28 protein-coding genes are annotated in these 26,338 nt (G+C 61.1%); 10 read left to right on the forward strand and 18 right to left on the reverse strand.

Annotated elements, in window-relative coordinates:
• Window positions 1-16 precede the first annotated feature (16 nt).
• The 3 genes from BLU46_RS23890 (at window position 17) to BLU46_RS23900 (ending at window position 2,701) form a co-directional block, all read left to right on the forward strand.
• Entirely contained in the window at window positions 17-775 is a 759-nt protein-coding gene (locus BLU46_RS23890) for a 5-oxoprolinase subunit PxpA (RefSeq protein ID WP_063027778.1), read from the forward strand.
• Window positions 776-851: 76 nt separating this feature from the next.
• Entirely contained in the window at window positions 852-1,730 is an 879-nt protein-coding gene (locus tag BLU46_RS23895; RefSeq protein ID WP_093206974.1) for a 5-oxoprolinase subunit B family protein, read from the forward strand.
• Window positions 1,727-2,701: a 5-oxoprolinase subunit C family protein gene (locus BLU46_RS23900; RefSeq protein ID WP_093206979.1), complete on the forward strand. Its 975-nt coding sequence runs from the start codon at window positions 1,727-1,729 to the stop codon at window positions 2,699-2,701. Before BLU46_RS23895 ends, BLU46_RS23900 begins: the two co-directional genes overlap by 4 nt.
• Window positions 2,702-2,826: 125 nt before the next feature.
• Here the strand turns inward: BLU46_RS23900 and BLU46_RS23905 are convergent, their stop codons facing one another.
• The 4 genes from BLU46_RS23905 to BLU46_RS23920 form a co-directional block, all read right to left on the reverse strand.
• Window positions 2,827-4,443: an inorganic phosphate transporter gene (locus BLU46_RS23905; protein WP_063027784.1), complete on the reverse strand. Its 1,617-nt coding sequence runs from the start codon at window positions 4,441-4,443 to the stop codon at window positions 2,827-2,829.
• A 216-nt stretch (window positions 4,444-4,659) separates the two neighbouring features.
• Window positions 4,660-5,682, reverse strand: coding sequence for a transporter (locus BLU46_RS23910; RefSeq protein ID WP_003211449.1), 1,023 nt, complete (start codon window positions 5,680-5,682; stop codon window positions 4,660-4,662).
• Between the two features lie 101 nt (window positions 5,683-5,783).
• Window positions 5,784-6,959, reverse strand: a complete 1,176-nt coding sequence (locus tag BLU46_RS23915) for a GAF domain-containing sensor histidine kinase (protein WP_093206984.1) — start codon at window positions 6,957-6,959, stop codon at window positions 5,784-5,786.
• Window positions 6,960-7,144: 185 nt separating this feature from the next.
• Entirely contained in the window at window positions 7,145-7,450 is a 306-nt protein-coding gene (locus tag BLU46_RS23920) for a PepSY domain-containing protein (RefSeq protein ID WP_017475930.1), read from the reverse strand.
• A gap of 140 nt (window positions 7,451-7,590) precedes the next feature.
• Here BLU46_RS23920 and BLU46_RS23925 point away from each other — a divergent pair, with 140 nt between their 5' ends.
• Window positions 7,591-8,520 (forward strand): sterol desaturase family protein, encoded by a 930-nt coding sequence (locus BLU46_RS23925; protein ID WP_093206989.1) that lies wholly within the window; start codon window positions 7,591-7,593, stop codon window positions 8,518-8,520.
• Here the strand turns inward: BLU46_RS23925 and BLU46_RS23930 are convergent.
• Together BLU46_RS23930 and BLU46_RS23935 are read right to left on the reverse strand one after the other, a co-directional pair.
• Window positions 8,461-9,138, reverse strand: a complete 678-nt coding sequence (locus BLU46_RS23930; protein WP_093206993.1) for a helix-turn-helix transcriptional regulator — start codon at window positions 9,136-9,138, stop codon at window positions 8,461-8,463. The genes BLU46_RS23925 and BLU46_RS23930 overlap by 60 nt on opposite strands.
• On the reverse strand, window positions 9,139-10,266 hold the full coding sequence (locus BLU46_RS23935; RefSeq protein ID WP_093206997.1) for a glycerophosphodiester phosphodiesterase: 1,128 nt from the start codon (window positions 10,264-10,266) through the stop codon (window positions 9,139-9,141).
• A 231-nt stretch (window positions 10,267-10,497) separates the two neighbouring features.
• On the opposite strand from BLU46_RS23935, the gene BLU46_RS23940 reads away from it, so the two are divergent.
• A complete protein-coding gene (locus BLU46_RS23940) occupies window positions 10,498-10,821 on the forward strand; it encodes a DUF2025 family protein (protein ID WP_063027796.1) in 324 nt (107 codons plus the stop codon).
• Window positions 10,822-10,907: 86 nt separating this feature from the next.
• Here the strand turns inward: BLU46_RS23940 and BLU46_RS23945 are convergent, their stop codons facing one another.
• Both BLU46_RS23945 and BLU46_RS23950 read right to left on the reverse strand, forming a co-directional pair.
• On the reverse strand, window positions 10,908-11,231 hold the full coding sequence (locus tag BLU46_RS23945; protein ID WP_093207001.1) for an antibiotic biosynthesis monooxygenase family protein: 324 nt from the start codon (window positions 11,229-11,231) through the stop codon (window positions 10,908-10,910).
• Window positions 11,228-11,923 (reverse strand): CTP synthase C-terminal region-related (seleno)protein, encoded by a 696-nt coding sequence (locus BLU46_RS23950; RefSeq protein WP_093207005.1) that lies wholly within the window; start codon window positions 11,921-11,923, stop codon window positions 11,228-11,230. Before BLU46_RS23950 ends, BLU46_RS23945 begins: the two co-directional genes overlap by 4 nt.
• Window positions 11,924-12,002: 79 nt before the next feature.
• Here BLU46_RS23950 and BLU46_RS23955 point away from each other — a divergent pair, with 79 nt between their 5' ends.
• Window positions 12,003-12,887 carry a LysR family transcriptional regulator gene (locus tag BLU46_RS23955; RefSeq protein WP_093207010.1) on the forward strand — a complete coding sequence of 295 codons (885 nt, stop codon included), beginning with the start codon at window positions 12,003-12,005 and terminating at the stop codon, window positions 12,885-12,887.
• Window positions 12,888-12,992: 105 nt separating this feature from the next.
• Here the strand turns inward: BLU46_RS23955 and BLU46_RS23960 are convergent, their stop codons facing one another.
• The 4 genes from BLU46_RS23960 to BLU46_RS23975 form a co-directional block, all read right to left on the reverse strand.
• Window positions 12,993-13,508 (reverse strand): DUF1003 domain-containing protein, encoded by a 516-nt coding sequence (locus BLU46_RS23960; RefSeq protein WP_093207014.1) that lies wholly within the window; start codon window positions 13,506-13,508, stop codon window positions 12,993-12,995.
• 80 nt (window positions 13,509-13,588) lie between these two features.
• Entirely contained in the window at window positions 13,589-14,908 is a 1,320-nt protein-coding gene (locus tag BLU46_RS23965) for a methyl-accepting chemotaxis protein (protein ID WP_063027804.1), read from the reverse strand.
• A gap of 238 nt (window positions 14,909-15,146) precedes the next feature.
• Window positions 15,147-16,205 carry a diguanylate cyclase gene (locus BLU46_RS23970; protein ID WP_063027806.1) on the reverse strand — a complete coding sequence of 353 codons (1,059 nt, stop codon included), beginning with the start codon at window positions 16,203-16,205 and terminating at the stop codon, window positions 15,147-15,149.
• A 188-nt stretch (window positions 16,206-16,393) separates the two neighbouring features.
• Window positions 16,394-17,014, reverse strand: coding sequence for a TetR/AcrR family transcriptional regulator (locus BLU46_RS23975; protein ID WP_093207019.1), 621 nt, complete (start codon window positions 17,012-17,014; stop codon window positions 16,394-16,396).
• Between the two features lie 124 nt (window positions 17,015-17,138).
• On the opposite strand from BLU46_RS23975, the gene BLU46_RS23980 reads away from it, so the two are divergent.
• Together BLU46_RS23980 and BLU46_RS23985 are read left to right on the forward strand one after the other, a co-directional pair.
• A complete protein-coding gene (locus BLU46_RS23980) occupies window positions 17,139-18,197 on the forward strand; it encodes an MBL fold metallo-hydrolase (RefSeq protein WP_063027810.1) in 1,059 nt (352 codons plus the stop codon).
• A 113-nt stretch (window positions 18,198-18,310) separates the two neighbouring features.
• The gene (locus tag BLU46_RS23985) at window positions 18,311-19,084 is read left to right on the forward strand and encodes a hypothetical protein (protein WP_093207024.1); all 774 of its coding nucleotides are present in this window, start codon (window positions 18,311-18,313) and stop codon (window positions 19,082-19,084) included.
• 61 nt (window positions 19,085-19,145) lie between these two features.
• Here the strand turns inward: BLU46_RS23985 and BLU46_RS23990 are convergent, their stop codons facing one another.
• On the reverse strand, window positions 19,146-19,940 hold the full coding sequence (locus BLU46_RS23990) for an SDR family NAD(P)-dependent oxidoreductase (protein WP_093207029.1): 795 nt from the start codon (window positions 19,938-19,940) through the stop codon (window positions 19,146-19,148).
• A 116-nt stretch (window positions 19,941-20,056) separates the two neighbouring features.
• Between BLU46_RS23990 and BLU46_RS23995 the strand changes: the two genes are divergently transcribed.
• On the forward strand, window positions 20,057-20,995 hold the full coding sequence (locus BLU46_RS23995; RefSeq protein WP_093207034.1) for a GlxA family transcriptional regulator: 939 nt from the start codon (window positions 20,057-20,059) through the stop codon (window positions 20,993-20,995).
• Between the two features lie 17 nt (window positions 20,996-21,012).
• Here the strand turns inward: BLU46_RS23995 and BLU46_RS24000 are convergent, their stop codons facing one another.
• Together BLU46_RS24000 and BLU46_RS24005 are read right to left on the reverse strand one after the other, a co-directional pair.
• Window positions 21,013-21,393 (reverse strand): helix-turn-helix domain-containing protein, encoded by a 381-nt coding sequence (locus BLU46_RS24000; protein WP_063027818.1) that lies wholly within the window; start codon window positions 21,391-21,393, stop codon window positions 21,013-21,015.
• Window positions 21,394-21,497: 104 nt separating this feature from the next.
• On the reverse strand, window positions 21,498-22,268 hold the full coding sequence (locus BLU46_RS24005) for an AraC family transcriptional regulator (protein ID WP_093207039.1): 771 nt from the start codon (window positions 22,266-22,268) through the stop codon (window positions 21,498-21,500).
• Window positions 22,269-22,383: 115 nt separating this feature from the next.
• Here BLU46_RS24005 and BLU46_RS24010 point away from each other — a divergent pair, with 115 nt between their 5' ends.
• Window positions 22,384-23,190 carry a sulfite exporter TauE/SafE family protein gene (locus BLU46_RS24010; RefSeq protein WP_093207044.1) on the forward strand — a complete coding sequence of 269 codons (807 nt, stop codon included), beginning with the start codon at window positions 22,384-22,386 and terminating at the stop codon, window positions 23,188-23,190.
• Here BLU46_RS24010 and BLU46_RS24015 read toward each other — a convergent pair.
• The 3 genes from BLU46_RS24015 to BLU46_RS24025 form a co-directional block, all read right to left on the reverse strand.
• A complete protein-coding gene (locus BLU46_RS24015; protein ID WP_093207049.1) occupies window positions 23,187-24,134 on the reverse strand; it encodes a hypothetical protein in 948 nt (315 codons plus the stop codon). The genes BLU46_RS24010 and BLU46_RS24015 overlap by 4 nt on opposite strands.
• A gap of 64 nt (window positions 24,135-24,198) precedes the next feature.
• Window positions 24,199-25,368, reverse strand: a complete 1,170-nt coding sequence (locus BLU46_RS24020) for an MFS transporter (RefSeq protein WP_093207053.1) — start codon at window positions 25,366-25,368, stop codon at window positions 24,199-24,201.
• A 147-nt stretch (window positions 25,369-25,515) separates the two neighbouring features.
• Complete coding sequence (locus tag BLU46_RS24025; protein WP_093207058.1) at window positions 25,516-26,337, reverse strand: ABC transporter substrate-binding protein; 822 nt, start codon at window positions 26,335-26,337, stop codon at window positions 25,516-25,518.
• Window position 26,338 lies beyond the last annotated feature (1 nt).

Below are 26,338 nucleotides of genomic sequence, written 5' to 3' on the forward strand. Positions count from 1 at the left end.
CAACGGAGCGACCCCGATGCAGGCAGTGGATTTCAATTCGGACATGGGCGAAGGCTTCGGCCCCTGGACCATCGGCGACGGCGTCGACAGCGAACTGATGGCCTACATCAGCTCCGCCAACATCGCCACCGGCTTTCATGCCGGCGACCCGGGCACCATGCGCCGTACCGTCGAGCGCGCCAAGCAACTGGGTGTGGCGATTGGCGCGCACCCGGGCTTTCGTGACCTGGTGGGGTTCGGCCGGCGCCATATCAACGCCCCGGCCCAGGAGCTGGTGGACGACATGCTCTATCAACTCGGCGCCCTGCGGGAGATCGCCCGGGCCCAAGGCCTGACGCTGCAACACATCAAGCCCCACGGCGCGCTGTACATGCATCTGGCGCGGGACGAAGAAGCGGCGCGGCTGTTGGTGGAAAACCTGCAACGCCTGGAGCCCACGCTGTTGCTGTACTGCATGCCCAACTCGGTGATCTGGCGCATTGCCAAGGAACTGGGCCAGCCGGTGGTGCGGGAGTTTTATGCCGACCGTGAGTACGATCTCACTGGCTCCATCGTGTTTACCCGCAATGTGCGGGCGCTGGATCCGGCAACGGTTGCGGCGCGAGTCCTGCGTGCCTGCCAGACCGGCCTGGTGCGCACGGTTGAAGGCGAAGACTTGTTTATCGAGTTCGATTCCATCTGCTTGCACAGCGACACTCCCGGCGCCCTTGAGTTGGTGGAAGCCACCCGTGAAGCGCTGGATCAGGCGGGGATTGAAGTGCGCACACCTCGCTGACCGACACCGGTGCCAAGACACCGGGTCCTGCTGATTTTTTGCCTGCCTTTCTACAATGATTCCAAGAGGAACAGACATGGCCGAATCTTCCCCGATCCGCTATAGCTTTGGCGGTGATGAACACCTGTTTGCCGAGGTCAGCGAGAGCATGTCCCTGGAGGCTTTCTTCAAGGGCATGGCCGTCACCCGCGCGGTGGAGCGCCTGGCCCTGGACGGTGTGCTGGACGTCTGCCTGGCAAATGCCTCGTTCCAGATTCGCTTCGACCCGGACCGCATCGCGCCCCACCTGCTGCTGGACGCGGTGCAAAGCGCCGAAGCCCAAGCCGTGGCCGAACGCACCTTGCACACCCGCATCATCGAAATCCCGGTGCTGTACAACGACCCCTGGACCCATGAAACCCTGATGCGTTTTCGCGACCGCCATCAGGACCCCACCGGCACCGACCTGGAATACGCAGCGCGGATCAACGGCCTGGCAAACGTGGAAGCGTTTATCGCGGCCCACAGTGGCGCGCCGTGGTTTGTCTCGATGGTGGGGTTTGTGGCGGGCTTGCCGTTCATGTTCCAGATGGTGGAGCGCGAGCGGCAGTTGCAGGTGCCCAAGTATTTGCGTCCACGCACCGACACGCCGAAATTGACCCTCGGCCACGGCGGCTGCTTCGGCTGTATTTATTCGGTGCGCGGCGCCGGCGGCTACCAGATGTTCGGCGTCACCCCGGCGCCGATCTATGACCCGCAACAGCAGTTGGCGTACCTCAAGGAACACATGGTGTTCTTCCGTCCCGGCGATATCGTGCAGTTCAAACCCATGGACCGGGAGGCCTATGACCTGGCGGTCGCGGAAGTGGAGACCGGGCGTTTCGACCTGCGCATCCGCCCGGTGGAATTTTCCCTCGACGCCTTTCTCGCCGACCCCATTGGCTACCCAAAAACCCTGCAGGAGGCGCTGGCATGATCAAGGTACTCAAACCCGGCCTTGCCACCTCCGTGCAGGACCTTGGCCGCGAAGGTTATTACCACCTCGGCATCCCGCCGTCCGGCGCGCTGGACCAATACGCGTTGAGCGCGGCCAACCATCTGGTGGGCAACCCCATCGGTGCCGCCGGGCTGGAATGCACGCTGATTGGCCCGGAACTGGAGTTTCAGCAGGACGCCCTGGTGGCGCTGTGCGGTGCGCTGATGTCGCCGCGCCTGGACGGTGTGGTAGTGCATCAGGACACCGCGTTTGAAGTACGTGCCGGGCAGGTGCTGCGCTTTGAATTTCCCAAGGCCGGCGCACGGACTTACCTGGCGGTGGCCGGTGGTATCGACGTGCCGCTGGTATTGGGCAGCCGGTCCACTTACACCCTGGGTGCGTTGGGCGGGTTTCACGGGCGGCGGCTGGTGGAGGGTGATGAATTGCCTGTGGGCGAGCCCAGCGGCAAAGGCCGGGCGGGGAATAGTTTGCCCATGGCGTTGCGTCAATCGGTGGGCGGGGACGTGACGTTGCGAGTAGTGCCGGGGCTGTATTACGAGCGACTGACGCCCGGCGCCAAAATCAGCTTTTTTGCCGAGCCCTGGACGGTCGGTTCGGAGGCTGATCGCATCGGCTATCGCTTCAAGGGCGGTAGCGCGTTGAGCTTTCAGCCACGGGAACAGCCGTTTGGTGCCGGGTCTGATCCGTCGAATATCGTCGACAGTTGCTACCCCATCGGCTCGATCCAGGTGCCGGCCGGGTTGGAGCCGATCGTGCTGCACCGGGACGCGGTGTCGGGCGGTGGCTACGCGATGATTGGTACGGTCATCAGTGCCGACCTGGATTTGATCGGGCAGATGCAACCGAACCAGCGGGCGGGGTTTGTGGCGGTGACGCTGGAGGAGGCACTGGAGGCGCGGCGGGTGTACAAGAAGCGGTTGAAGGTGATGGGTGGGTTGTTTAATACCTGATGTCACCACCGAACCCAATGTGGGAGCGGGCTTGCTCGCGAAAGCGGAGTGTCAGTCAATACATCCGGTGACTGATACACCGCCTTCGCGAGCAAGCCCGCTCCCACATTTTGATCCGGGTTGTGTCAGAACAACTTGGTGAATAGCCAGTACAGGCTACCCGACAACAGAATCGCCGCCGGCAATGTCAGCACCCAGGCCATCAGCAAGTTGCGGATGGTCTTCATCTGCAACCCACCACCATTCGCCACCATGGTCCCGGCCACACCGGACGACAGCACATGGGTGGTGGACACCGGCAAACCATACATGTCCGCCGCGCCGATGGTCAGCATCGCCACCATCTCGGCCGAGGCGCCCTGGGCGTAGGTCAGGTGGGTCTTGCCGATCTTCTCGCCCACGGTCACCACGATGCGCTTCCAGCCGACCATGGTTCCCAGGCCGAGGGCGATGGCCACGGCGATCTTGACCCACAGCGGGATAAACCGTGTGGCGTTGTCGATCTGTTGCTTGAACAGTTGCAGCTTGTTCTGGGTGTCGGCGTCGAAGTTGCCGACCTTGCCCTTGTCCATCAGGCGGATGGTTTCGCTGGTCAGGTACATGTCGTTACGCACGTTGCCCACGGCCTCGGCCGGTACGGCGGCGAGGGAGCCGTAGCTCTTCACTTCTTCACCGATATGCCCGGTGATGGAGGCGAGGGCGGGCACCAGTTCCGGCGTGGCTTCCTTGGTGCGTACGTAGGTCGACAAGGTGGCGCGCGAGTCGGCAGGCGCCAGTTGCGGCGCCGCTTTTACCAGGGCTGCCTGGGTCACTTCGGCCACGGCGGCAAACTGCAACGACTCACCGGCCGGCATGGTGCGGTTCAGCGCGTAGGCCATCGGCAGGGTGCCTACCAGGATCAACATGATCAGGCCCATGCCCTTTTGGCCGTCGTTGGACCCGTGGGCAAACGACACACCGGTGCAGGTGGCGATCAGCATGCCGCGAATCCACCAAGGCGGCGGGGTGTCGCCTTTTGGTGCCTTGTAGAGCGAGCGGTTTTTCACGAAGGCCCGCAGCGCCAGCAACAGTAGGGCGGCGAAGGCGAAGCCGATCAGCGGCGACAACAACAGTGCGTAACCGATCTTGATCGCCTGGCCCCAGTCCACACCGCTGGTGCCGTCACGGCCATGCATCAGAGCGTTGGCCACGCCCACGCCGATGATCGAGCCGATCAAGGTGTGGGACGACGACGCCGGCAAACCCAGCCACCAGGTGCCGAGGTTCCACAGGATCGCGGCGATCAACAGCGCGAAGATCATTGCAAAGCCGGCCGAGGAGCCGACCTGCAGAATCAGCTCCACCGGCAGCAGGGCGATGATGCCGAACGCCACCGCGCCGCTGGACAGCAGCACGCCGAGGAAGTTGAAAAAGCCCGACCACACCACCGCGAAATGCGGCGGCAACGAGTTGGTGTAGATCACCGTGGCCACCGCGTTGGCGGTGTCGTGGAAACCGTTGACGAACTCGAAGCCCAGGGCAATCAACAGCGCCACACCCAGCAGCAGGAACGGCGTCCAGGTGGTGACCACCGTGCCGAGCTCGTGCATGTCGTGCATCAGGCTGTAGGCGGTGAACAACAGGCCCATGGCGAGTACGGCGAAGAAAACGATCACCGTCACCAGGCCGGGTTTCTTGTCCAGGCGCGGTTTGGGGTCGTTGGTGACGGAGGCGGTGGAGGCGGTCAGCGAAGGGGTTGCCATGCCGGAACATCCAGTGTTGAGGGAGGATATCCGTCATGATCGTTGCAGAATGTTACAGAGATGCTGCGGTAAATCAGTGTTTCCAGATTTGGGATGGCCGCTGGTCTACAAAACACTGCCGATCAAATGTGGGAGCTGGCTTGCCTGCGATAGCGGTGTATCAGTCACCACCGCTATCGCAGGCAAGCCAGCTCCCACATTGATCGCATTTCAAATTCAATAATCCTTGCGCTTGCGAAACGCCCAACGCCCGGCAATCAGGGTAAACGTCGCCACCAGTGCCACCAGAATCCAGAAGCCTTCAGGGTCAGTGGAAAGCGGCACGCCACCGACGTTCATGCCAAAAAAGCCGGCAATGATGTTGATCGGCAATGCCAGCACCGTGACCACGGTCAGGGTGAACAGCGTGCGGTTGCTCTGCTCGTTGAGGTTGGCAGCGATCTCTTCCTGCAACAGCTTGATGCGCTCGCCCAACGCCATCAGGTCGTTGATGATCAGCGCAAACTCCTCGGTGGATTTGCGCAACTCCTTTACGTCTTCCTTCTGCAACCATTGCGGCGGGCGGTTGAGCAGCCGCAGCAACGAGCCCGGCTCCAGCGCCAGCAGCCGTTGCAGGCGCACCAGCACCCGGCGCGCGGCGCCCAGTTCAGCGCGGTTGGTGGACAGACGCGACGACAGCAACTGGTCCTCGATCTGGTCGACGCTGAGGCTGGTCTTGCGCACGATCTGCGTCAGCACCTCGCCTTGGTCCCGCAGCAGATGCACCAGCAGTTCCAGCGGCGAGCGAAAGTGTTCACCGGCCTTCACTGATGAGCGCAGCTTGTCCACCGAGTGCAGCGGTTGCAGGCGCGCGCTGATCAACAGTCGGCTGCGGGCGCACACCCACAAGGTGGAAATGTCTGAAGAGACCATGCTGCTGAAGTTGAAGACCACGTCGTTGACCACCGCCAGCAAGGCCGAGTCCACGTGTTCGATGCGGGTGGAACGCGAGCCTTCGTGCAAGGCCTCGAAGAATTCTTCCGGCAGGTTCAGGTGCGCCTGCATCCAGCGCTCGCAGGCGGCGTGGGCCAGATTCAGGTGCAGCCAGAGAAATTCGTCGGGATCACCGGGTTGCTGCAAGGCCGCCAGGGCAGTGGCTGAGTCAATCTGTTCGCCCTTTTCACCGGGGCGAAAACGAAAACCGTAAAGCAAGCCAAACAGGTCGGAATCCTGGTGGCTGTGGTCGATGCTGTGGTTCATGGAGGCTCGCAGGGAAAGTGCCTGTAGGAGATTTCACAGGTTCACTTGGAGCGCATCATGGCAACTGAATTTGACGCTTTTGTGACGGTTTGAGGTGGCCGTCAATCGCCTGCGGGCAAACTGAAGCTGAACACCGTGCCGTCCTGCTCGCTGGAAGACACTTCCAGCCGCCCGCCATGGGCGTCGGCAATCTGTTTGACGATGTACAAACCCAGGCCCAGCCCGGCCTGGGGCAGGGCGCCCGTCGGTCGGGAGTAGGGCTGGAACAGCAGCGGCATGGCTTGCTCACTGATCAGCCCAAGGTTTTTCACCGTTAACTCAAACGTGCCGGCGTTGACCTGTGCACTGACTTCAACCGGCCCTTCGGGACTGCCGTGGCTGATGGCGTTGGCCACCAGGTTGGAGAGCAGTTGCGCCAGCCGCTCGCGGTCGCCTTTCACGCCGTTGAGATTGCCGATGCGGGCGTGGATCAGCCGCTTGGGGTGCACGTGCTGCACCTCGTCCACCACATGCTGCAAGGTGTCTTCCAGCCCCGCGCACTCACCGATATTCACTGGGATGCCGCTGCCCATTCGGCCGCGGGCAAAGTCCAGTACGTCCTCCACCAATTGCGAGGCGCGGCGACCGCTGGCCAGCATGTGCCGCACCAGGGTGTCGGTGGCCGGGTCCGGGTGTTTGCGCAGCAGCCGTTCGGCGCCGACGTTGATGGCGAACAGCGGGTTGCGCAGGTCGTGGCCGAGCACGGCGATGAATTGTTCGCGCAGTTCGGCGGTTTCCCGCTCCTGCTGCAAGTCGGCCTCGGTCTGCTGGAGGCTTTCTTCGGCTTCGATCTGCAGCGACAGCACCCGGGCAAACGACTCCATGGTCGACTGGATGGTGCTGCTGCGCAGTTGCGCCGGATTCGGGTCCAGGGCGCAAATGGTGCCGAAGAAGCGCCCGTCGGTGCGAAACACCGGCACCGAGATGTAGCTTTCAAAGTGGTAGATGCGTGGCGTGTGGTGGTCGCGGTACAGCGGGTCTTCGCTGGCTTTGTCGATCACGATCGAGACGTGGGAGCCGCGGATTTCGTGGCACAGGGTGGTGGTCAGGTCCAGCTCGCCACCCACGGGCAGGCCGAAGTCCAGTTGGTCGCGCACGGCGCAGGCGGTCCATGAATCATCGGTGACCCGCGCCACGGCCGCAAAACGCAAGCCGGTCATTTCGCTGATCACCTGGAGAATCGCCGGGACGGCGCTGATTCGGCCAATGGTGGCAATGTCGACGGCTTTTTGCCCCATGGCGAACGGTTCCGGTCCTGATGCTGCTGGCGTTGTGCCTTGGCTGATGGTTGGGATTCTAGCGAGCTTGGCGGCGGAAGGTACAAATTCGTTCACGCTAATTAGACTAATTGCTCTTCTGGGCGACGAGCGCGCATAAAAAAGCCGCGCGGCTCGAAAGCGGCGCGGCGTTTTTGCGGTTCAACTCAAGTGTCTTGCTTGTTTTCCAGGACTTCGCCGGTCTTCGCATCCAGCTTCACGTCCCACTTCACGTTGCTGGTGTCACGCAGTTCGGTCTCGTAGACCAGGCGGCCGGCTTTGTCTTCCAGCTCGGTGTCAACGATGGTCGCGCCTTTGTGCTGGGCCACTGCCTTGGCGTTGAGTTTTTCGAAGTCCATGATGGCGCCGGACTTGAGCAGGCTCGGAATGTGGTCCGGGCGAACATCGGCCTGGGCCAAGCCAGCGGTAAGGGTCAAGGCGGCAGCGGCGAACAGAGCAGTCAGGTTTTTCATGGGGTGATCCTTTGGGGTGAGCTGTTTAAGTGGGATCAGGTTAACCAGCGCAACTTAACTCACCCTTAAAATTGCGCCGTTTGTTCAATCGGCGGCGAGTGCGGAGTTTCATGCTGGCGTCTCAATCATGGGAGGCACAGATGAAACAGTTATTGGCCTGGGTGTACGCGCCCTTGTTCTGGGTGGGATTTATCGGGTGGGCGCTCTGGCTGGTGCAGGTGGATGAGCCGCAGTGGCTGGGGCTGGTAGTTGTCTGCGCGGTGGTGGTGTCGTTTATTGCGGAGTGGTGGTTGCCCTACGAGCCGCAGTGGAATCGCAACCAGGGTGACCGTCGTCGCGACCTGATTCATGCGGTGGTCAACGAAGGTCTCAATGCCGCGGGCTTGTTGATCTTGCCGGTATTGACCGCGCTGCTGGCCGTTGATGGTGTATGGCCGCGGGCGTGGCCGCTCTGGGAGCAATTGCTGCTGGCGATCTTCATCGCCGATGCGGGCATCACCCTGATGCACTACGCCAGTCACCGAGTCGCGGCCTTGTGGCGTCTGCATGCGGTGCATCACAGCGTGCAGCGGTTGTACGGTTTCAATGGCTTGATGAAGCATCCGTTGCACCAGATGCTCGAAGCCACGGCGGGCTTGTTGCCGCTGATCCTGCTGGGCATTCCCACGGACGTTGCGCTGCTGCTGGCCCTGGCGATTGCCGTTCAGTTGCTGTTGCAGCATTCCAATGTCGACATGCGCCTGGGGCCGCTGCGCTGGGTATTCGCCTGGGCGCCGGTGCATCGTTTTCATCACATGAAATATGGCCGGGCGGGGGATGTGAATTTCGGCTTGTTTTTCAATCTGTGGGACTGGCTATTGGGCACGGCGTTTTACAGCCATGACTATCGAATGGGCCAGGGCGACTTGGGGATTGGCAGCCGGCCGGATTTTCCGCGGGAGTATGTGACGCAGCTGTGCGATCCGTTCAGGACGGTGCGCTTGAGCAGGGAGCCGCCGGTTCCCGTCGGTCTAATCCAGGATTCGTACGTGCAGGTTGCGCAACGACGCCCCGGCCGTGACGCCAAATAGTTGCTTCATGGTCCGTGAAAAATGCGCCGAATCAGCGAACCCGGCGCCATGGGCTGCCTCGGTCAAGGTGCTGCCGCCGAGCGCCAGTCCGAGCGCCACCCGCAAGCGCCGCCACAGCACCAGGCGGCGCACGGGCAAACCCAGTTGGTTGGCGAACAAACGTTCCAGCTGGCTTAACGAAACGTGCGCTGCCTGCGCCAGGGCGTGGGCTGAGACCTTGCCGCTCAGTTGCTGATCCAGCGCCAACAGCGCGCGCTCCACCCGGGCGTCGTCCAGTGCGCGTCTCGGCAACTGGCGCAGCGTGTGCTCGAGTGTTTCCAGGGACAGTTCACTGTCGGCCAGGGCGGCCTGCAAAGAGTCGAGGTCAAATGCGCCGGGTTCGGCATACACCATCAACACCTCACCATGGGTGTGGAGGAGGGCGTGGGGCATTCGTGAGGGGATGAACAGGCGATGGGCCGTGGTGACACGGCCATCGAGGCTGGCCGTGACCGGCCCGCCCGGGGAGAACATCAACTGGTGGGCATAGTGTGCATGAGGCGCGGTGCGCCCCGGTATGCCCAGGATCAGCCCGTAGTCAGGCCCCAGCCACAGGCGACCTGACCATTCGGAACTCACTCAGTAACCGTTGTCCTGCAGCAGGTCGGCCACACTCGAGGACGGCCAGCGTTTGTAGTACTTCAGCAGTTCGGCGGCGCGGTTGGTGAAGATGCCGTCGACGCCGGCTTTCATCACCTTATCGAAGTCCACCGGCTCATCCACGGTGTACACGTGCACCAGCATGCCTTTGTCGTGGGTCAACTGGTTCATCTCGGGTTTGACCAGGTCGGAATAGCTCTGATCGCCCAGGTTGGTCAGTTGTGCCGAAGGGCCAGTACCGATGGCGCCCAGGCTCTTGGCCTCGTCGACCCATTTTTCGAACTCGGCGGCGTCCTTCGGCTCCTGCTTGGCGTAGTAGGCGGCTTTGCTCGGCTCGCCGGACTCGGCGAAGGTCACCTTGGATTTCGGCTCGATGCTGCCTTCACCGACCCACAACAGCAGGATTTTCGGGGTGTTGGGCATCTCTTTTTGCAGTTCTTTCAGGCTGTCCTTTTCAAAGGTTTGCAGCACTACGCGGCCCTTGCCCTGGCCGACGCCGATGTTTTTCTGGGCCTGGTTGGAGCCGGTGGAGCTCAACCAGCCTTTGTCCAACAGCTTGTTCTTCAGGTCGGCTTCGATACCCGGGAATTGCTTCGGCTCTTTGGTTTCGATGTACAGGCCGGGTTTGTGCTGCGGGTTGCCTTCGGCGATCTTGATGATTTCGTCCAGGCTGAGGATTTTCAAGCCGACGAAGCCTGGGCGGGCGCGATCCGGGTAGGCGGCGTTGAACCAACTGCCGGCATCCAGAGTTTTAAGCTCGGCCCAGGTGAATTCGTTGGCCGGGCTGTCCTTGCGCTCGGGGAACTTGGTGGCGACGTCGGTGGTGCGTTGCAGGTTGTTGTCATGCAGGGCAAACAGCACGCCGTCCTTGCTGCGTTGCAGGTCCATTTCCAGGTAGTCGGCACCCAGGTCGCGCGCGACTTTGTAGGCGGCGGCGGTGGATTCCGGTGCATCGAAGGACGCGCCACGGTGGGCAATGACGGCAGGGTTTGGAATGCCTTCGTTGGCCGCGAGTTCGGTAGGGCTGATCGGGCTTGCCGCCTGTGCGTGGCCAAGGCCCAGCATCAGGGCCAGCAGCAGGGCACTCTTGGTAAACGTGACAGGCATAAGCGAAGTCCTTTCGTGGAGGTAACTTTGAGAAGGGCTCCTTTTTAACAATTGCTTGCGAATGGCGCTATCACCAAACCGACATTAACGTGTTCACGGGCCATTTTTCTGCACTTTTGTGCCGTGCCATGCAGTATTCTTGCCCTCAGTTGCCCCATCAGAGGGCAGATTATCTGCCATGCGTGTAAACCATCTTTCCAGTCCAAACAGGACTTTTCAGTGAGGTTTACCATGCGCATCACCTCCGAGCTTATCTGCCAGGCCGCCGACCAACTCCACGGTTTTGTCGGCCTGAACCGCAAGACCCACCAGTACATCGTCCGTTTCAGCGAAGACGCCTTCGGCATGGACGTGGCCGACGACGGCATCATCCCGACCGCCGAGTTTGTCTGGCAGCCGGTTGACGAGCAGGCCATGACCCTGTCCCGCGAGCGGATCCAACTGCTGCTGGACCAGAACATCGACGATCGCATCAACATCACGGAACCGCTGCGGGTGTACATGCGCCGGGTGGAGATTCCGCAGATCAGTGCGGTGCGCAGTCTGGTGGGTTGAACGCCACATTGTCCCTGCGGCTGGAGCGCTTTTTGTGGCGAGGGAGCTCCCTTGTCCACATTGAGTGTTTTACATAGGCTGATGTTTCAGCGCTCGAACGCGTAAGACCGCTCCACCTTGCACACCCGCGTATGGCACGCCGAGTACCAGGTGGAGCGCCCCTGTTCGCGCACTTCGGTGTGTTCGGCGTGCTGCTTCCAGGCCAGGATCGCGGCTTCGCTGCTCCAGTAGGACACGGTGATGCCCAGGCCATCTTCCCCTCGCGCCGATTCCACGCCGAGAAAACCAGGTTGTTGCCGGGCCAGTTCCAGCATGCGGTCGGCGGCTTGTCCGTAGCCGTTGTCGCCTTCAGTACGCAGGGAACTGAACACCACCGCGTAGTACGGCGGCTTGGGCGTCTTGGCGATCATACGCAGGCCTTCAGCAGTGCAATTGCCAGCGGCGGTGTGATGCCTGTGAGGGCCGCACGTTCCGGCTGGAACAGGGTGGCGACAAAAAACGGATGGTCCAGCAGCTCCACCGCCCGCAGGTCGCCCGCCGAGTCATGGCCGCTGGCAATCAGGTCGGCTTCCAGCAGTGCGCTTTCGAAGTCGGGATTGATGCCATAGCGGCAACGGTAGCCTTCATGGATATCCAGAGTGGCGTAGGCCTCGGCGATGCGGGTAAAGGCCATCAAGCGGATGGTGTCAGTTGCTTCCACCAGCGCACAGGTCAGGGGCGTGAGTACTGCACGGGGCGAATCGGGAGCCAGTTCGCCGTGTTCTGCGTCGGCCCAGCCCAACACGTTGCGGGCATATTCCAGCACCGCGTGTTGAAAACCGCCGCAGGTGCCGAGGAAAGGGCGCCGCTGTTCTCGGGCATAACGGATGGCCCGCAGCGCGCCGTCGAGGTCACGGTAAGGGCTGGCGGGAACGCACCAGAAGCCATCGTAGTGCTGCAATTGTTCGGTGGATTTGATCGTGTCAGTGGCCAGCCAGTCGAACCGCACCGTCAGGCCCAAAGCCGCGCCGGCCTGTTGCAACGCCAAGGGAATGGCCTGGTGGGCGGTGACTTGTGCATCGTAGTCGCCGATCAGGGCCAGGTGCAGGGTGGTTTTATTCATCAAGGGTATCCGTGGCTTGTTGAGTCCTGACGCTCACTATAGATTGGCGTTCACGCAATCAATATTGGCGTTAGTCCATATGTTCAATGCAGCGACGCACTATCAGATCGATTACTCCGACCTTTCCCTGATCCTCGCGCTGGTGCGAGGCGGCACGCTCGCCCGTGCAGCGGCGTTGCTGCGTGTGGACGTGTCGACGGTGTTTCGCGCGGTGCGGCGGCTGGAGGCGGCGCTGGGCCAGACACTGTTCGAAAAGAGCCGTGCCGGCTACCTGCCCACCACCCTGGCCACGACGCTGGCCGAGCAGGCCGAACGTGCCGAACAAGCACTGGAGGCGGCGCGCGTGGGGGTGGAGCAGGGCGGTGAAGTGATCAGCGGCACGGTACGCCTGACCTGTACGGATTCGGTGTTGCAGTCACTGTTGTTGCCGGCCCTGGCGCAGTTTATGCCCGGCTACCCCGCGCTGACCCTGGAGCTGAGCACCTCCAATGACTTTGCCAATCTCAGCCGCCGCGATGCGGATATCGCCCTGCGCCTGACTAAGACTCCGCCCGAGCATCTGGTAGGACGTTGCCTGGGCACGGTGTCGTATCGGGTGTGTGCCAGTGCCGACTATGCCCGCCAGCATGCAGGCAAGGAGCTGGCCGCCCTGAACTGGATCGCGCCGGATGACTTTCTGCCAGACCATCCCACCGTCACCTGGCGGCGCCAGCACTTGCCCGGGGTGATGCCGGCCTATCGCTGCAACAGCATGGTCTCGGTGACCGAACTGGTGCGCGCGGGGCTCGGTGTGGCGGCGTTACCGGATTACTTGCTGGGCGCAGGCCTGCAACCGTTGAGCCCACCGCTGACGGGGCACGACACGGCCCTGTGGCTGCTGACACGCCCCGATTGCCGGGCGCTGCGCTCGGTGGTGACGTTATTTGATCAGTTGGGCCAGCATGTGCACTTGCCGGAGCACTGACTGTGCGAGCTGGCTTGCCTGCGATACAGGCGCTGCGGTGCATCAGGCATACCGCGGTGATGCAATCGCAGGCAAGCCAGCTCCCACATTGGATGTGTGGCAGGGTCAGGTTTTGCGCACGAAGTGCTCGTGCATCTCTGTGGTCAACCCTTCGATGCGTTCGGTCAGTTGCTTGGTCATCTCGGTGAGTTTGGTGTTCTGTTCCAGCAGCTCCAGCAATTGCTTGGTGGTCTGCGCTGCCTGGGCCTGGCGTTCGGTGTTGGCCACGGCCAGGGCTTCGCGGTGCTGGGCGTCGGCGTCGGACTGGGCCTTGTCCCGTGCGGCCTGGCGGGTCTGGGCCAGCAGGATCAGCGGTGCGGCATAGGCCGATTGCAGGCTGAACGCCAGGTTCAAGAGAATGAACGGATACACGTCAAAGTGCGTGATGCCGGTCACGTTGAGCACGACCCACAGAATCACGATTGCCGTTTGCGCCCCCAGGAAGGTCGGGGTGCCAAAGAAGCGCGCGAAGGCTTCGGCTTTCAGCGCAAAGGTGTCATTACCGAAGGTCGGTTCGAGATGGGCGTGTTTACGATGAAAGCGCAGGTGGTCAACGTTGGCGTCAGGTTTATCCGGGGTCATGGCGGGCTCGAATCCGTGGTGTAAGACAAGCCACCACTATAGACCGAGCCCTCCACCAGGCACATGAAGAAGCCTGTCGCTTACCTGTTGCCCCGCTCATTGGCAAACGCACTCACCGCCTGCACCGCTTCGCTGGCGCCTTCGCGAATCTGCAGGATCACGGTGCCGGCCTGGTTCGCCAGGTCCACGCCCTGGGCGGCGCGGTCGCGGGTGCCGTCCATGCTGTCGATGGCCTGGCGGGTTTCGCTCTGGATCATCTCGATCATCGACGAAATCTCCGCCGTTGAGCCGCTGGTGCGCGCCGCCAACTGCCGCACTTCATCGGCCACCACCGCAAACCCGCGGCCTTGCTCGCCGGCGCGGGCGGCTTCGATGGCGGCGTTCAAGGCCAGCAAGTTGGTCTGGTCGGCGATCCCGCGAATGGTGTTGACGATGGCGGTGATCTGCTGCGAACGCTCGCCCAGCTTGGCGATCAGCGCGGAAGAACCGTCGATGTTGGCGGCAATCTCGCGCATGCCCGTGGCGGTCTGCTGGATCACCTCGGCGCCTTTTTCGGCGAAGTCCCGGGTTTGCAGCGAGATGTGATAAGCCTGGGTGGCGCTTTGGGCGTCGGCGGCGTGTTTCTCCACCATGGCCGTGACGTCGGAAGCGTACTTCACCACCTTGCACAGGCGCCCGCTGGCGTCATACACCGGGTTGTAGTTGGCTTCCAGCCACACCACATGGCCGTTTTTGTCGATGCGTTCGAACTGGCCGTTGAACAGCTCGCCCTGATTCAGCCGTTGCCAGAAATCGCTGTAGGCGCTGCTGTTGGCCAGCTCCGGTGTGCAGAACATGCGGTGATGCTTGCCCTGGACCTGCGCCAGGCTGTAGCCCATGCGATGCAGGAAATTCTGATTGGCGCTGATGATGGTGCCGTCGAGGTTGAACTCGATCACCGCCATGGCGCGATCGATGGCCTGCAACTTGGCGTTGGCTTCGCTCTCCGCCTGCATTTTCGAGGTGACGTCCATGGCGTACTTCACCACTTTCACCACGTTGCCGGATTCGTCGCGCACCGGGTTGTAACTGGCTTCCAGCCAGATCGGCTGGCCGCTGCTGGTCACCCGTTCGAAGGTGCCGGACTGGAATTGGCCGTTGCGCAGTTGTGTCCACAATTGGCCGTACTCGGCGCTGCGGGCAAAGGCCGGGGTACAGAACAGCCGGTGGGACTGGCCCACCACTTGATCGGCGTTGTAACCCATGGCCTTGAGAAAGTTCTCATTGGCTCGCAGGACCATGCCTTGCAGGTCGAATTCGATCACTGCCATGGAGCGGTCGATGGCGTCGAGAAGGCTGGCTTGCTGGGCAAGGGTGGCTTGCAAGGTACTGATGGTTTTTTTATGGGCGTTGAATAGCATGGTCGTGTGCTCGGGGGAAGCAAGCGTCAGGGGTATCCATGGGGGCGCCTGCCACCGTATGGCTCAAGCCTACGGCGAACGTGCTCATTGCCAGCTTCCTTGTGCTGACAGAGGGTGGAACAGCGGGTTCTGAGTCGTATGGTCGGCAAGAAGTTCTACGGCGACCGACCAATGGCGGCATTATGCTATCGGTCGGTGGTAGCTGCGTTTAATTCAGACGAGGTGTAGTTCGCGGGATTCAAGCGCTATGAGCGACCACATAGTCGCTGATATTCACGCGGTTACGGCCAGTGTCCTTGGCCGCATACAGCGCGCGGTCCGCTGCGTTGAGCCACGTGGCCGCGTCGGTGAAGGTGCTTTGAAAAGACGCCAGGCCAATGCTCAGGCTGACCCGCAACTCCGGGATTTCCGGGTTACGGTAATTACTGAACACCTCGCGCATGCGTTCCATGACTTGCGCCGCCTGTTCCATGGGCATGTCCGGAAGAATCACACAGAATTCGTCGCCGCCGTAACGCCCGGCCAGGTCGTTTTCCCGCAGGTTGCGGCGCAGCTCCAGGCTCAGTTGGCGCAGAACCTGGTCACCGATGATGTGCCCGTAGCTGTCGTTGATCTGCTTGAAATGATCGATGTCGATCAGTGCAATGGTGGCGTGGACCTGTTGTTGCTGGCACTTGTGAAACTTCAGGTGCAGCAGGTCTTTCCACGAGCCGTGATTGAGCAGGCCGGTAAGGCTGTCGGTACGGCTCAGGGCGCTCAGGGCACGTTTGTGTTCCGACAGTTTGATCGCCAGGCGGTAGCAGACCATGCCCAGCGCCATGGGATACAGCGTCAGCATGGGCAGGCAGGCGTAGACCTGGACCAGGCTGACGTCGGGGTTGAACTTGATACCGAATAACAGCCATGACACGCCGATGCCCACCAGCTGCGCGACTATCCCGTGGAGGAACAGGCGTTTGCCTCCGGCGGCGACGTTGTTCATGGCCATCATCGACAGGATGGTTACGGCGGTAAGGGGCGTGAATTGGGTGGTGGCCGCCCAGAATCCGCCGAGCAGCGAGTCGTACAGCAGGTTTCGCCGTTCCGCCTTGTAGGGGAAATCGGAGCGAGTGGACAGTTGATACGCCAGGTGCGCCCAGCCAAAACCATTGAACAGCAGCAACGCCCAGACCCAGCCAGGCATGTGCAGTGGGTAAAGTGCAGCGATGACGCTGATGCAGCCGATGCCCAGGCCGATGATCCTTGGCCTGTAGATACGTCTGGCAAATGACAGCCCTTTGCCTCGTTGGTTTTCCATAAATTCCTGGGTCGATTCTTTTTTTGCAGGTACGACGGCACACGTGATCGGGAAAACCACTGGTCGGATAATACGTGTGAATATTGTCAGTTATTCGCGTGGGAATAATCAGTGTCCTTCCAAGCCATTTGCAAAGGACACGGGCGAATCAGACAAAAAACGACCTTGGATGTCGTTCCTGTAACAGGTCAGTGCTGCGGCACGACCTCGTAGCCCGCCAGGAACAGGTCGATGGCCGACTCGATGACGTTCGCCTGGGCTTCGGCGTCCAGGGTTGGCTGGCCGAGGGTGATCTGTGGCCAGAAGGCAAAAGCCTTGAGCAGGCTTTGCACCTGGTGGGCCGCGAAGCACGGGTCGGTGCAACTCAGCCGGCCGTCTTCCTGGGCGGCGCGCACCCATTGGGTGAACCCTTCTTCGCGCTTGCTCAGGCGGTTGACCATGTCCTGGGCGCGTTCCGGCGAGTGAATAGTGGCGGCAATCGCCACGCGGGCCAGGTCGAGGAAGTTGGCGTCCGACATCATCGCCATCTTGGCCTGCAGCAACCCGCGCAGTTGCTCACGCAGCGGGCGGTCGCTGGCGTAGCTGACGTCCAGTTGCGCCACGCTGCTGGCCCACAGTTGATGCAGGATCTCGGCGAACAGTTCTTCCTTGCTAGGGAAGTGGTTGTACACCGTGCGTTTGGAAACCCCTGCGGTGGCGGCAATCTTGTCCATGCTGGTGACCTCGAAACCGTTGTCGCGAAACTCGGCGATGGCGGCTGCCACGATGGCTTCGCGTTTACGGTCGGTGAGGCGCTGAGGTGCAGTCATGGGGGAATTTCGGCTCTGAAGGGAAAATTACACTCGGTAGTTTACTTGCTCCGGGTTTTGTTGCAATCTAGAAACTACACTGTGCAGTGTAATTTCAAGAGCAGTCTGCAGGAGTTCCTCGGTAATGGCCACGATCTCAACCCGTCTCGACAGTTCTTCTTCAGCGCCCAAGTCTTCCGAACAACAGCAAGGTCACTTCACCAATCAGAAGCCCATCCAGCATGGCGGCTTGGGCAAGACCTTGGGCATCATGTGGAAGATGCTTTTCCAGAAGCCCCGCAGCACGCGGCCGGTGGGTGAGATCCCGGTGCAGCCGCTGACCCGTGAGCAACTGTTCGCCGCTCCCGACCACAGCGTGTTCCGCCTTGGGCACTCCACTGTACTGCTGAAAATGCGCGGCAAGTTCTGGCTGACCGACCCGGTGTTCGCCGAGCGCGCATCGCCGTTCAGTTGGGCCGGCCCCAAGCGTTTCCACCAACCGCCGATCAGCCTTGAAGACCTGCCGCCCATCGAGGCGGTAATCCTTTCCCACAATCACTACGACCACCTGGACCACAAGGCCGTGGTGCAACTGGCGGACAAGACCCGCTATTTCCTCGCGCCCCTGGGCGTGGGCGATACGTTGGTCAAGTGGGGTGTGGATGCCAGCAAGGTGCGGCAACTGGATTGGTGGCAGGGCACTGAAGTGGACGGGATTCGCTTTGTTTCCACGCCGGCCCAGCACTTTTCCGGGCGTGGCCTGTTCGATGGCAACCAGACGCTGTGGTGTTCGTGGGTGATGATTGACGGCCCGCGGCGGATTTTCTTCAGCGGCGATACCGGCTATTTCGAAGGCTTCAAGCGCATCGGCGAGCAGTACGGTCCGTTTGATCTGACCCTGATGGAAACCGGCGCTTACAACGTCGACTGGCCCCACGTTCACATGCAACCGGAAGAAACCCTGCAGGCGCACATCGACCTGAAGGGCCGCTGGTTGCTGCCGATCCACAACGGCACCTTCGACCTCGCGTTTCATGCGTGGCACGAACCGTTCGACCGGATCATGGCGCTGGCGTGGGAGCGTAATGTGTCGATCACCACGCCGGCGATGGGGCAGGCGTTCATGCTCAATCAGCCGGAGCGCGGGCAGGCCTGGTGGCTGGAAGTCGAGCACGCGGGTAACGAGCAACACGTCGGCGGGTGATAGCGATTTAGATGCAATCCCGCCGCTGAGTTGCAGGTTGTTTCCGACCTACAGCCGTCCCGATAAAAGGATGCAATCATCCCTCGAAAATCAGTTTCGAGGCGTGGGCGTATATGGACGACAACGGTAGGAAGGTCACAGCGTCGGGCGCGTTGTGTCTGTTCAAACAGACAGTCTCGGGGGACAATTCTGTTCCCCCGGCTTGCGCTCCGACCGTCAGCAAGGGCGTCGTGTTTGGCGCTGATACTTGCGGTGTAATCGTCAGCTCCGGCGATCACCCGAGCGGCCTGGAGTTTGGCTCCTCGGGCGGCTACGGCCCCAGGTTCGATATCCCTGGCCCCATGATGCGCGCCGTGCGCGACCCTTCGTTATCACTGATCGCCCTCGGCGGCGTCGACCCTGAGGGGCCGGTGATGGTGGAGATCCCGCCGGTCGCCGATACGGGTCATCAGATCAACACACGCCCGTTGGCGGGCAGCCGCATTGGTTTTGCCAGTGAATATGTTGCAGGTGATGTTCGGGAAACGATCAAACACAGCGCGCACTTTGCTCAAGTACTGAACGTACTGCGTACAGCCGGTGCGGAGTTGGTGCCTGTGTTTGCGCGGGTGATGGATGACGCGCGCCATTTCACCCTGGACCCTGGCAACGAGATTAACGATCGGGTCACGGAAAATCGGCTCGATGGGTTGGTGTCCGATGCGCAAAGTGCCGCCTTTCATCATGCAGCCACTGCGGGTAACCCGAGGATACGTATACCCATTGGTACTGGCCCGGATGGGGTTTCAACGTTTGTGTGGTTCTATGGCGCTTATTGGGCCGGTGATGGTCTGGCAGCGCTGGCGCAACGCTGTCGGTTGGTATTGTCGGCGCAGACGCCCCAATGATGAACAGGCTTCCCAGGCAATCAGGAAGCCTGCGTTTACCTCCGGCCTGCGCCAGTCCGGCTTACTTCAACCCATAACGAGCGGCGGGTTCACGGTGCGACAGGTTCGGGCCCAGGGCCAACCGGGCGCTTTCGTAGGTGTCCCAATCTGCGCTGTCCGGCAGGGACGGGATCGTCACGGCTTCGCCTTGAGCCAGGCCGGCGAGGGCTGCGTCCACCAGGTTTTCCGTGGTCATTACCATGGTTTCCGGCAGGTTGTTTACCGGCAGGCCGGCGATGTCCCAGAACTCCGTGGCGGTGGCGCCCGGCAGTACCACTTGAACCACCACGCCCTTGTCGCTCAGCTCATGCTGCAACGATTCGCTGAAGGCCTGCACAAACGCCTTGGTGCCGCCATACACCCCGTTCAGCACTTTGGGCGCGAGGGCGACAATCGAGCCAATGTTGATAATCGTCCCACGGCCCTGGGCGACAAAGTTGGTTGCCGCCGCTTTGGCCAGGCGGGTCAGCGCCAGTACGTTAAGCAGAATCATCGCGTCCATTTTGTCGGCGTCAGACTCCAGCAGCGAAGCTGTGGCGCCCACACCGGCGTTGTTCACCAGCAGGCTGATACGGCTGTCATCCTGCGCGAGTTGGGCAATATGCGCCAAGTCGGCCGGCAGATTGAGATCTGCCGCTATCACTTCAACGTCGCGTTGGGTGCTGGCTTTCAAGTGTATTGCCAATTGCTCCAGGCGTTGCTGGTTGCGGGCTACCAGAATCAGATCGTAGCCGGCACGGGCCAGGCGGTCGGCATACACCGCGCCAATTCCTGACGAAGCACCGGTAATCAGGGCATAACCTTTGTGTTGCGACATGGCAGTTGCTCCAAATGGGCCGGGGAAGGGATCGGCCTTGTTGGAACTAAGATTATGGGTGTAATGTAGTGACCGCAATGTCATATATCCCTCCTTTAGAGACATGAGGTTTGACCATGGTGTCCGTCGGTATCGTGCTGTTTCCCGGTTTCCAGGTGCTGAGCCTGTCCACCAGCAGTGTGTTCGAATTTGCCAACTTCGTGGTAGGACGACCGTTCTACCGCGTGGATTTGTTGTCGGAGCACGGCGGGCCGATCAGAAGCTCCATGGGCTTTGCCATTGATAGCCTGGCGTTCGGGCAGCAGGCCTACGACACGATCGTGGTGCTGGGGGATAACGAATTACTCGAGCCCACCCCAGGCATGGTGGCGTATCTACAGGCGTCGTTGACGGCGTCGCGCCGGGTTACGTCGGCCTGCACCGGTTCGTTCCACCTGGCAGCGGCCGGGCTATTGGAAGGGCGCAAGGCAACTACCCACTGGTACCACGCCATGACGTTTCGCCAGCGCTACCCCAACGTAAAGCTGGAGGAAGACCGGATCTTCACCGTCGATGGCCCGCTCTGGACATCGGCCGGGATGACCGCCTGCATCGACTTGGCCCTGGCCTTGGTCGAGCACGACCTGGGCGTGGAAGTGGCCCGCGACGTGGCGAAAAAACTGGTGGTCTACCATCGCCGTGCCGGTGGCCAGTCGCAGTTCTCGGCGCTGCTGGAACTGGACCCCAAGTCCGACCGCGTACAAACCGCCCTGGCCTGGGCCAAAGGGCATCTGCGTGAGGACCTCTCGGTAGAGCAACTAGCCGAAGCGGCACACCTCAGCCCGCGCCAATTCAGCCGACTTTTCCGCGCCGAAACCGGCCAATCCCCGGCCAAGGCGGTGGAACACCTGCGCATTGAAGCCGCGCGCTTGATGCTCGAATCCGGCAGCCACTCCATCGACGTCGTCGCCCGAGAGACGGGCTTCGGTGACCCGGAGCGCATGCGTCGAGCCTTCCTGCGAGCGTTTGGCCAACCGCCACAAATGATCCGTCGGGCGTTGCAGTTGCAGGCGTAAGTTGATGGCCTTGCGCGCTACGCACCATTGGGCTGAGGTGTTGTTGGGTCAATGGATGCCGCTGTTGAATCCAGAAACCGGGAGATGATCCCTTTGGCGGCAGGTTGTGCCGGAGTGCTGGCGCGGCCCCGCACATTCATCCCCCAACCCGGAGCAAACCCCGGGAAAAACACCAACCCTTCAGCTTCCAGACGAAACGCCACACTCAGGCGGACTTCATCGTCCACATCGGCATGGCTTTCAAAACGTTGAAGGGCGTCCACTTCCACATCCGCTTCCCGGGCCAGGTCTTCCCGGCTCCAGCCCAGCATCAGGCGGGCCTGAACACTGTGCCGTGGGGTGAATTGATGAAGGACGATCTGCTGTTCTACGGTGTTGCTCATTGCCAGAGAGGACATGGGCTTTCTCCAGGTTCGACGGGGGAAGGCAAACTATACTGTGTTTTTGTACAGTTGTTTCTACCGCTCATCAACTGGATGGTTTCGATAGGGCTGCCGCCGGTCTATTTCGCCCCATCCAGGTAGGTGCTCGGCGACTGGCCAAGCACTCGCCGAAACATGCTGGAAAACGCCGCCGGGTTTTCGTAGCCCAGGTCCAGGGCGATCCGGGTGATGGTTTCGCCGCTGGCCAGGCGTGCCAGGGCCTGCACCACACAGGCTCGTTGGCGCCATTGCACGAAACTCAAGCCGGTGTGTTGGCGAAAATGCCGGCTGAAGGTGCGCAGGCTCAGGTGCGATTGTTCAGCCCATTGAGTCGGTGACTGGTGCACGTCCGGCCGCTGCAGAAACGCCAGGCACAGGGCAAGCAGGCGTGGGTCCTCCGGCAGCGGGATATGCAGGGGCAAGTGCGTGGCGCGAGCCAGTTCATGCAACAGCAGGCTGACCAGCGTACCGTCGCGCCCGGCCTCGTCGTATTCCAGCGGCATTTCCACCGACTCCATCAGCAACTGTCGCATCAGGGGTGAAACGTTGATGACGTGGCAGCTGGCGCCCAAGTCGGTGACGGCGTGCGGTTCGATATACAGGCTGCGCGTCGACACACCGATCATCAGCACCTCATGGGGCACCTGGGCGGGAATCCACACCGCACGCTGGGGCGGCACAACCCAGTTGCCTTGCTGGGTGCTGACTTGCATCACCCCGGTGGCGCCATACAACAGCTGGCCGCGCCGATGGCTGTGGCGCTTGAGCAGATAGCCGTGGGGATAGTCGGTGCCGATTGCCACGACCGTTCGGAGCGTCAGGTCCAGTTGAGCGATGGAGACGTTGCGCATGGAGCTGATTCCGGAAGTGGCAATATCTCGCACATTATTGGCCGACTTGCGCAAGCGGGCCAAGCCTTGAATCGCTATCGTCGACAGCTCTCCCTGATGCTGAAGGCGATTCTCGATGTTCTATCTATTACTGGCACTGTTCGGCTGCATGACCGGCGTGACGGCGGTGCTGTTCGGCTTCGGCGGCGGGTTCGTGGTGGTGCCGTTGCTGTACGGCATGCTCAAGCTCAGCCACGACGCGGGCGTGAGTGCATCGGCGATGCATATCGCGGTCGCCACCTCCACCTGCGTGATGATCGTCAACGCGCTGATCGCCACTGGAAAACACCGTCGCAAAGGTAATCTGATTCGCCATTACCTGTGGCCGTTGGGCGGGTACATTGGGATCGGCGCCGTGCTGGGCGCAGGGGCTGCGATGTTCGCCAGCGGCGATTTCATGCGGTACGCCTTTATCGCCTACCTGGCCGTCACCATCGTCGATTGCCTGTTGCGCAGGGGCTTTCTCAGCCAGGACGACAGGCTCCAGCCACGACGCCTGAGCGGCGCGGAAGTGACGGGTGGTGGCATCGCCATTGGCGTGATCGCCACCTTCCTGGGCGTGGGCGGCAGCGTGATGACCGTGCCACTGTTGCGCCGTTGCGGTTTGAGCATGTCCCAGTCCACGTCCATGGCTAACCCGTTGAGCGTGCCGGTGGCGCTGGCCGGTACGTTTACCTACATGCTCATGGCAGGATTCGCCAAGGTGGAGTTGGGCGCGTGGTTTGTCGGCTATGTCGACTTGCTGGCGTTTGCCATCCTCACCCTGGGTTCGCTGCTGGGCATTCGCCTGGCCACACCGTGGATCGGCCGCATCCCGGATGCACTGCATGCGCGGGTATATATCGGGTTGTTGGGCGTGGTGATGGTGAGCATGTTGCTCTAGGTTTCCAACCCCGGCGCCTCGCGAATAATCAGGTGATCCAGGTTCTCGATATTGGCACTGAACACCCCGAACGTCTGCTCGGGGTTCTTCTTGCTCGGTACCTGTTTCAACTCCGGCGTCACCCCGTAAAAGAAGCAATACAACGTTCGATCACTGTCCACCGCCGCCTTGATCTGCTCCAGGAACGCTTTACGCTTGCGGTAGTTCTCGATCAGTTTTTTGCTCAGGTAAACATTGATGGAGTAGGGCTTCTTGTCGAGCCAGGCTTTCTTTTCGAAGTCGATGCGAAAGCTGCTGGTGTAGTCCTTGATCTCCTTGATCTTGCCCCAGTAGATCAGGCCTTTGTTGTCTTGCAGGTATTCGATCTTCTTGAAAAACGTCCAGTAGGTCGCGGTGTAATCGCCGATCTTCAAGGGCATGCTTTTGAGCTTTTCCTTGTCGTCGATATTCGACACGTAGCATTCCACTGGGTGGGCAAAGACGCTGGTCTTGTCCGGGGTGGTGTCGCTTGAGCTGTGAGACAAGGCGTTGCGGGTTGCCGGCGTTTTCGGTGGTTCTTGTGGGGTGCCAGCCTCAGCACCGATGACCGGTGTTTTGCGTTCGTACTGGCGTCGCGTCAGGACAAATTCCGACGGGAAATTTTCCTCCGGCCCATCCTCAGCTTCGCCTTTCCCGGCATGGCGGCTGGCGTACCGGCAACCTTCGATATGCCGGGTGCTGGGGATGTTCTTGAAGTGCGGCGTGCGCAGGTAATTGACGTTTTTTGCGTTGAAGGTGCCCAACACATTGCCCACTGCAAACGCCGCCCGGCACTCGTCATTGGGGCACAGGAAACTGTCCTTGTCGGAATCGAAGGCGGCGGTTTCGTCGAAATTCAGGTCGCGCACGTCATAGATCGACAGCTTGTCGTCGAGACTCAGGCTGTAGGCCGTGTCGAATTTCATGGGGCTCGGGTCCGTGAGAGAGTTCGCTATTAATAGCGGGATATTGCGCAAATATCAGTAGAAATTACGCACGGACCACCACACGCCGGCCACTCAGGAAACACAAGGTGCCACCCACCGCCGTCAGCCCGCTCAGTACATAGAACATCGAGGCGGGCGATGCGTTGATCAGCAGGTAACCGCAGATCACCGGGCTCAGCGCCCCGCCAAATGCCGCCAGGTTTTGTGCGCCGTAATAACTGCCGCGCAGGGCGTCCGGGGCGATGGTGTCGATAAACAGGAACTCGGAGGGGTAGATGATCATCTCCCCGAGGGTGAACACAAACATCGCGACACACCACGACACCAGGCCGTCCGCCATGCTGAAGCCGATCAACCCGGCAATAAACAGCGAGGTGCCGAGCACGATCCAGTAGCGCAGTTGTTCACGCTTGAGGAAGCGGCCGATCTGGTACTGCATCAGGATCACCGTGATGGCGTTGCACGCCAGCACCGCAGAAAGAATTTTCAGCGCGCTCTCCGGCTTGTAGGCCACCAGCAGAAACTGCGACAGATACAGGGTGTAGCGCCCGTGGACAATGGTGCTCAACAGGCTGCCGCTGGTAAACAGGATCAAGGTGCGATCGCTGCGCAGGGTCCGCAGGGTGCTGAGAAAACTTAAGGGTTTATTGCTGTCGTCGCGTTGGGTCGGCGGGATGCCGATCATCAGGAACAGGCTGCCAAAGGCAATCGCGCTGGCGATCAGGAACGGTGCCAGGGGCATCTGGCCGGCAATCACCACGCCGAGCATCGGGCCGGTGGCGTAGCCGACATTGGTCAGGGTGTAGCGCAGGGAAAACACCTTGGCCCGCTGGCCCACCGGCAGGTTCTCGCTGATGATCGCCTTGGAGCCGATCAGGAACAGCGCCGAGGCAGCTTCGGTGATCACCAGGGTCAGGGTGGTCAGGTACAGGTTGCTGGCAAAGGTCAGCAACAGAAAACCGATGGAGCTGGAGAGCATCGCCAGGATCAGCAGCTTGCGCTTTTCCAGGCGGTCGATGATGTAGCCACCGTAGAGGCCCAGCAGGGTGGCGATGAACACGGCGATGCCCATCAGCAAGCCGATGTCTTGCTGGTTGAGGCCCAGGCGGGTGCTGAGCAACAGCGCGAGCAACGGGCTGGTCATGGCGCGGCTGACGACGATGGTCACCGAGCAGATCATCAGGCGGCGGATTACCAGGGAGTACGTGGCCACGGTGGGGCGGATGTCCTTATTCTTTTTTCAAGGCGATGAAGATCCAGTGTGGGAGCGGGCTTGCTCGCGAATGCGGTGTGTCAGTGCCAAATGTACCGGCTGATCCACCGCATTCGCGAGCAAGCCCGCTCCCACATTTAGATCCAGTTACTGGCCGGCGTTGATGCTGATTTTTTCCACCGCACCCTGCTCCAGATCCCACTTCTGCAGAATCTTGCCGTACGTCCCATCATCAATCATGCCCTGCAGCGCTTCACTGATGGCCGTGACCAACTCGGTATTGCTCTTCTCAATCCCAAGCCCCGTGAACTGCTTGGAAATCGCCAGGCCCACTGGCTTGTACTTACCCTTGTCCAGCGACATCAGGTAAGGAATGGTTTCACTGCCCTGCATCGCCGCATCCAGACGGTTCTGCTGCAACTGCGCCCGCGCATCCGCCGAGCCCTCGGTGCCAATCACCACGATGGCTGGCTTACCGGCCTTTTCGCAGTTTTCCTTGCTCCACGCGGCAATTTCCGACGGCCAGGTGGTACGTCGGCTGGTGCCGACTTTTTTACCGCACAGGTCAGTCAATTCCTTGAGGTCTTCACGCTTGGCCAGGGTGTACAGCTGCGGGCCGCTGGTGAAGTAATCGATGAAGGTCACCGACTTCTGACGCTCGGCGGTGTCGCTCATGCCCGACAGCACAATGTCCACGCGCTTGGTGGTCAGGCCGCTGAGCATCTGTTCGAAGCCGGTTTCCTGCCACTTGATCTTCACACCCAGGCGCTCGGCCAGGGCGTTGCCCAGGTCAAAGTCCAGGCCGGTGAGTTTGTTGGTGGCGGTGTCCTTGAAATCCATCGGCGGGTAGTTCGGCACGATGGCCGCGCTGATCTCACCCTTGTCCTTGATCGCTGCCGGCAATGCCGCCAAAACCGAAGTGGAGGCCATCAGGCCTACGAGCAAACTTGGAAGAAACAGATTTTTCATG

The sequence above is a fragment of the Pseudomonas yamanorum genome, from assembly GCF_900105735.1.
Taxonomy (GTDB): Bacteria; Pseudomonadota; Gammaproteobacteria; order Pseudomonadales; family Pseudomonadaceae; genus Aquipseudomonas; species Aquipseudomonas yamanorum.

Coding starts and splice junctions, on each gene's coding strand:
- BLU46_RS23890 (WP_063027778.1), top strand. CDS start 17: ATGCAGGCAGTGGATTTCAATTCGGACATGGGCGAAGGCTTCGGCCCC.
- BLU46_RS23895 (WP_093206974.1), top strand. CDS start 852: ATGGCCGAATCTTCCCCGATCCGCTATAGCTTTGGCGGTGATGAACAC.
- BLU46_RS23900 (WP_093206979.1), top strand. CDS start 1,727: ATGATCAAGGTACTCAAACCCGGCCTTGCCACCTCCGTGCAGGACCTT.
- BLU46_RS23905 (WP_063027784.1), bottom strand. CDS start 4,443: ATGGCAACCCCTTCGCTGACCGCCTCCACCGCCTCCGTCACCAACGAC.
- BLU46_RS23910 (WP_003211449.1), bottom strand. CDS start 5,682: ATGAACCACAGCATCGACCACAGCCACCAGGATTCCGACCTGTTTGGC.
- BLU46_RS23915 (WP_093206984.1), bottom strand. CDS start 6,959: ATGGGGCAAAAAGCCGTCGACATTGCCACCATTGGCCGAATCAGCGCC.
- BLU46_RS23920 (WP_017475930.1), bottom strand. CDS start 7,450: ATGAAAAACCTGACTGCTCTGTTCGCCGCTGCCGCCTTGACCCTTACC.
- BLU46_RS23925 (WP_093206989.1), top strand. CDS start 7,591: ATGAAACAGTTATTGGCCTGGGTGTACGCGCCCTTGTTCTGGGTGGGA.
- BLU46_RS23935 (WP_093206997.1), bottom strand. CDS start 10,266: ATGCCTGTCACGTTTACCAAGAGTGCCCTGCTGCTGGCCCTGATGCTG.
- BLU46_RS23940 (WP_063027796.1), top strand. CDS start 10,498: ATGCGCATCACCTCCGAGCTTATCTGCCAGGCCGCCGACCAACTCCAC.
- BLU46_RS23945 (WP_093207001.1), bottom strand. CDS start 11,231: ATGATCGCCAAGACGCCCAAGCCGCCGTACTACGCGGTGGTGTTCAGT.
- BLU46_RS23950 (WP_093207005.1), bottom strand. CDS start 11,923: ATGAATAAAACCACCCTGCACCTGGCCCTGATCGGCGACTACGATGCA.
- BLU46_RS23955 (WP_093207010.1), top strand. CDS start 12,003: ATGTTCAATGCAGCGACGCACTATCAGATCGATTACTCCGACCTTTCC.
- BLU46_RS23960 (WP_093207014.1), bottom strand. CDS start 13,508: ATGACCCCGGATAAACCTGACGCCAACGTTGACCACCTGCGCTTTCAT.
- BLU46_RS23965 (WP_063027804.1), bottom strand. CDS start 14,908: ATGCTATTCAACGCCCATAAAAAAACCATCAGTACCTTGCAAGCCACC.
- BLU46_RS23970 (WP_063027806.1), bottom strand. CDS start 16,205: ATGGAAAACCAACGAGGCAAAGGGCTGTCATTTGCCAGACGTATCTAC.
- BLU46_RS23975 (WP_093207019.1), bottom strand. CDS start 17,014: ATGACTGCACCTCAGCGCCTCACCGACCGTAAACGCGAAGCCATCGTG.
- BLU46_RS23980 (WP_063027810.1), top strand. CDS start 17,139: ATGGCCACGATCTCAACCCGTCTCGACAGTTCTTCTTCAGCGCCCAAG.
- BLU46_RS23985 (WP_093207024.1), top strand. CDS start 18,311: ATGGACGACAACGGTAGGAAGGTCACAGCGTCGGGCGCGTTGTGTCTG.
- BLU46_RS23990 (WP_093207029.1), bottom strand. CDS start 19,940: ATGTCGCAACACAAAGGTTATGCCCTGATTACCGGTGCTTCGTCAGGA.
- BLU46_RS23995 (WP_093207034.1), top strand. CDS start 20,057: ATGGTGTCCGTCGGTATCGTGCTGTTTCCCGGTTTCCAGGTGCTGAGC.
- BLU46_RS24000 (WP_063027818.1), bottom strand. CDS start 21,393: ATGTCCTCTCTGGCAATGAGCAACACCGTAGAACAGCAGATCGTCCTT.
- BLU46_RS24005 (WP_093207039.1), bottom strand. CDS start 22,268: ATGCGCAACGTCTCCATCGCTCAACTGGACCTGACGCTCCGAACGGTC.
- BLU46_RS24010 (WP_093207044.1), top strand. CDS start 22,384: ATGTTCTATCTATTACTGGCACTGTTCGGCTGCATGACCGGCGTGACG.
- BLU46_RS24015 (WP_093207049.1), bottom strand. CDS start 24,134: ATGAAATTCGACACGGCCTACAGCCTGAGTCTCGACGACAAGCTGTCG.
- BLU46_RS24025 (WP_093207058.1), bottom strand. CDS start 26,337: ATGAAAAATCTGTTTCTTCCAAGTTTGCTCGTAGGCCTGATGGCCTCC.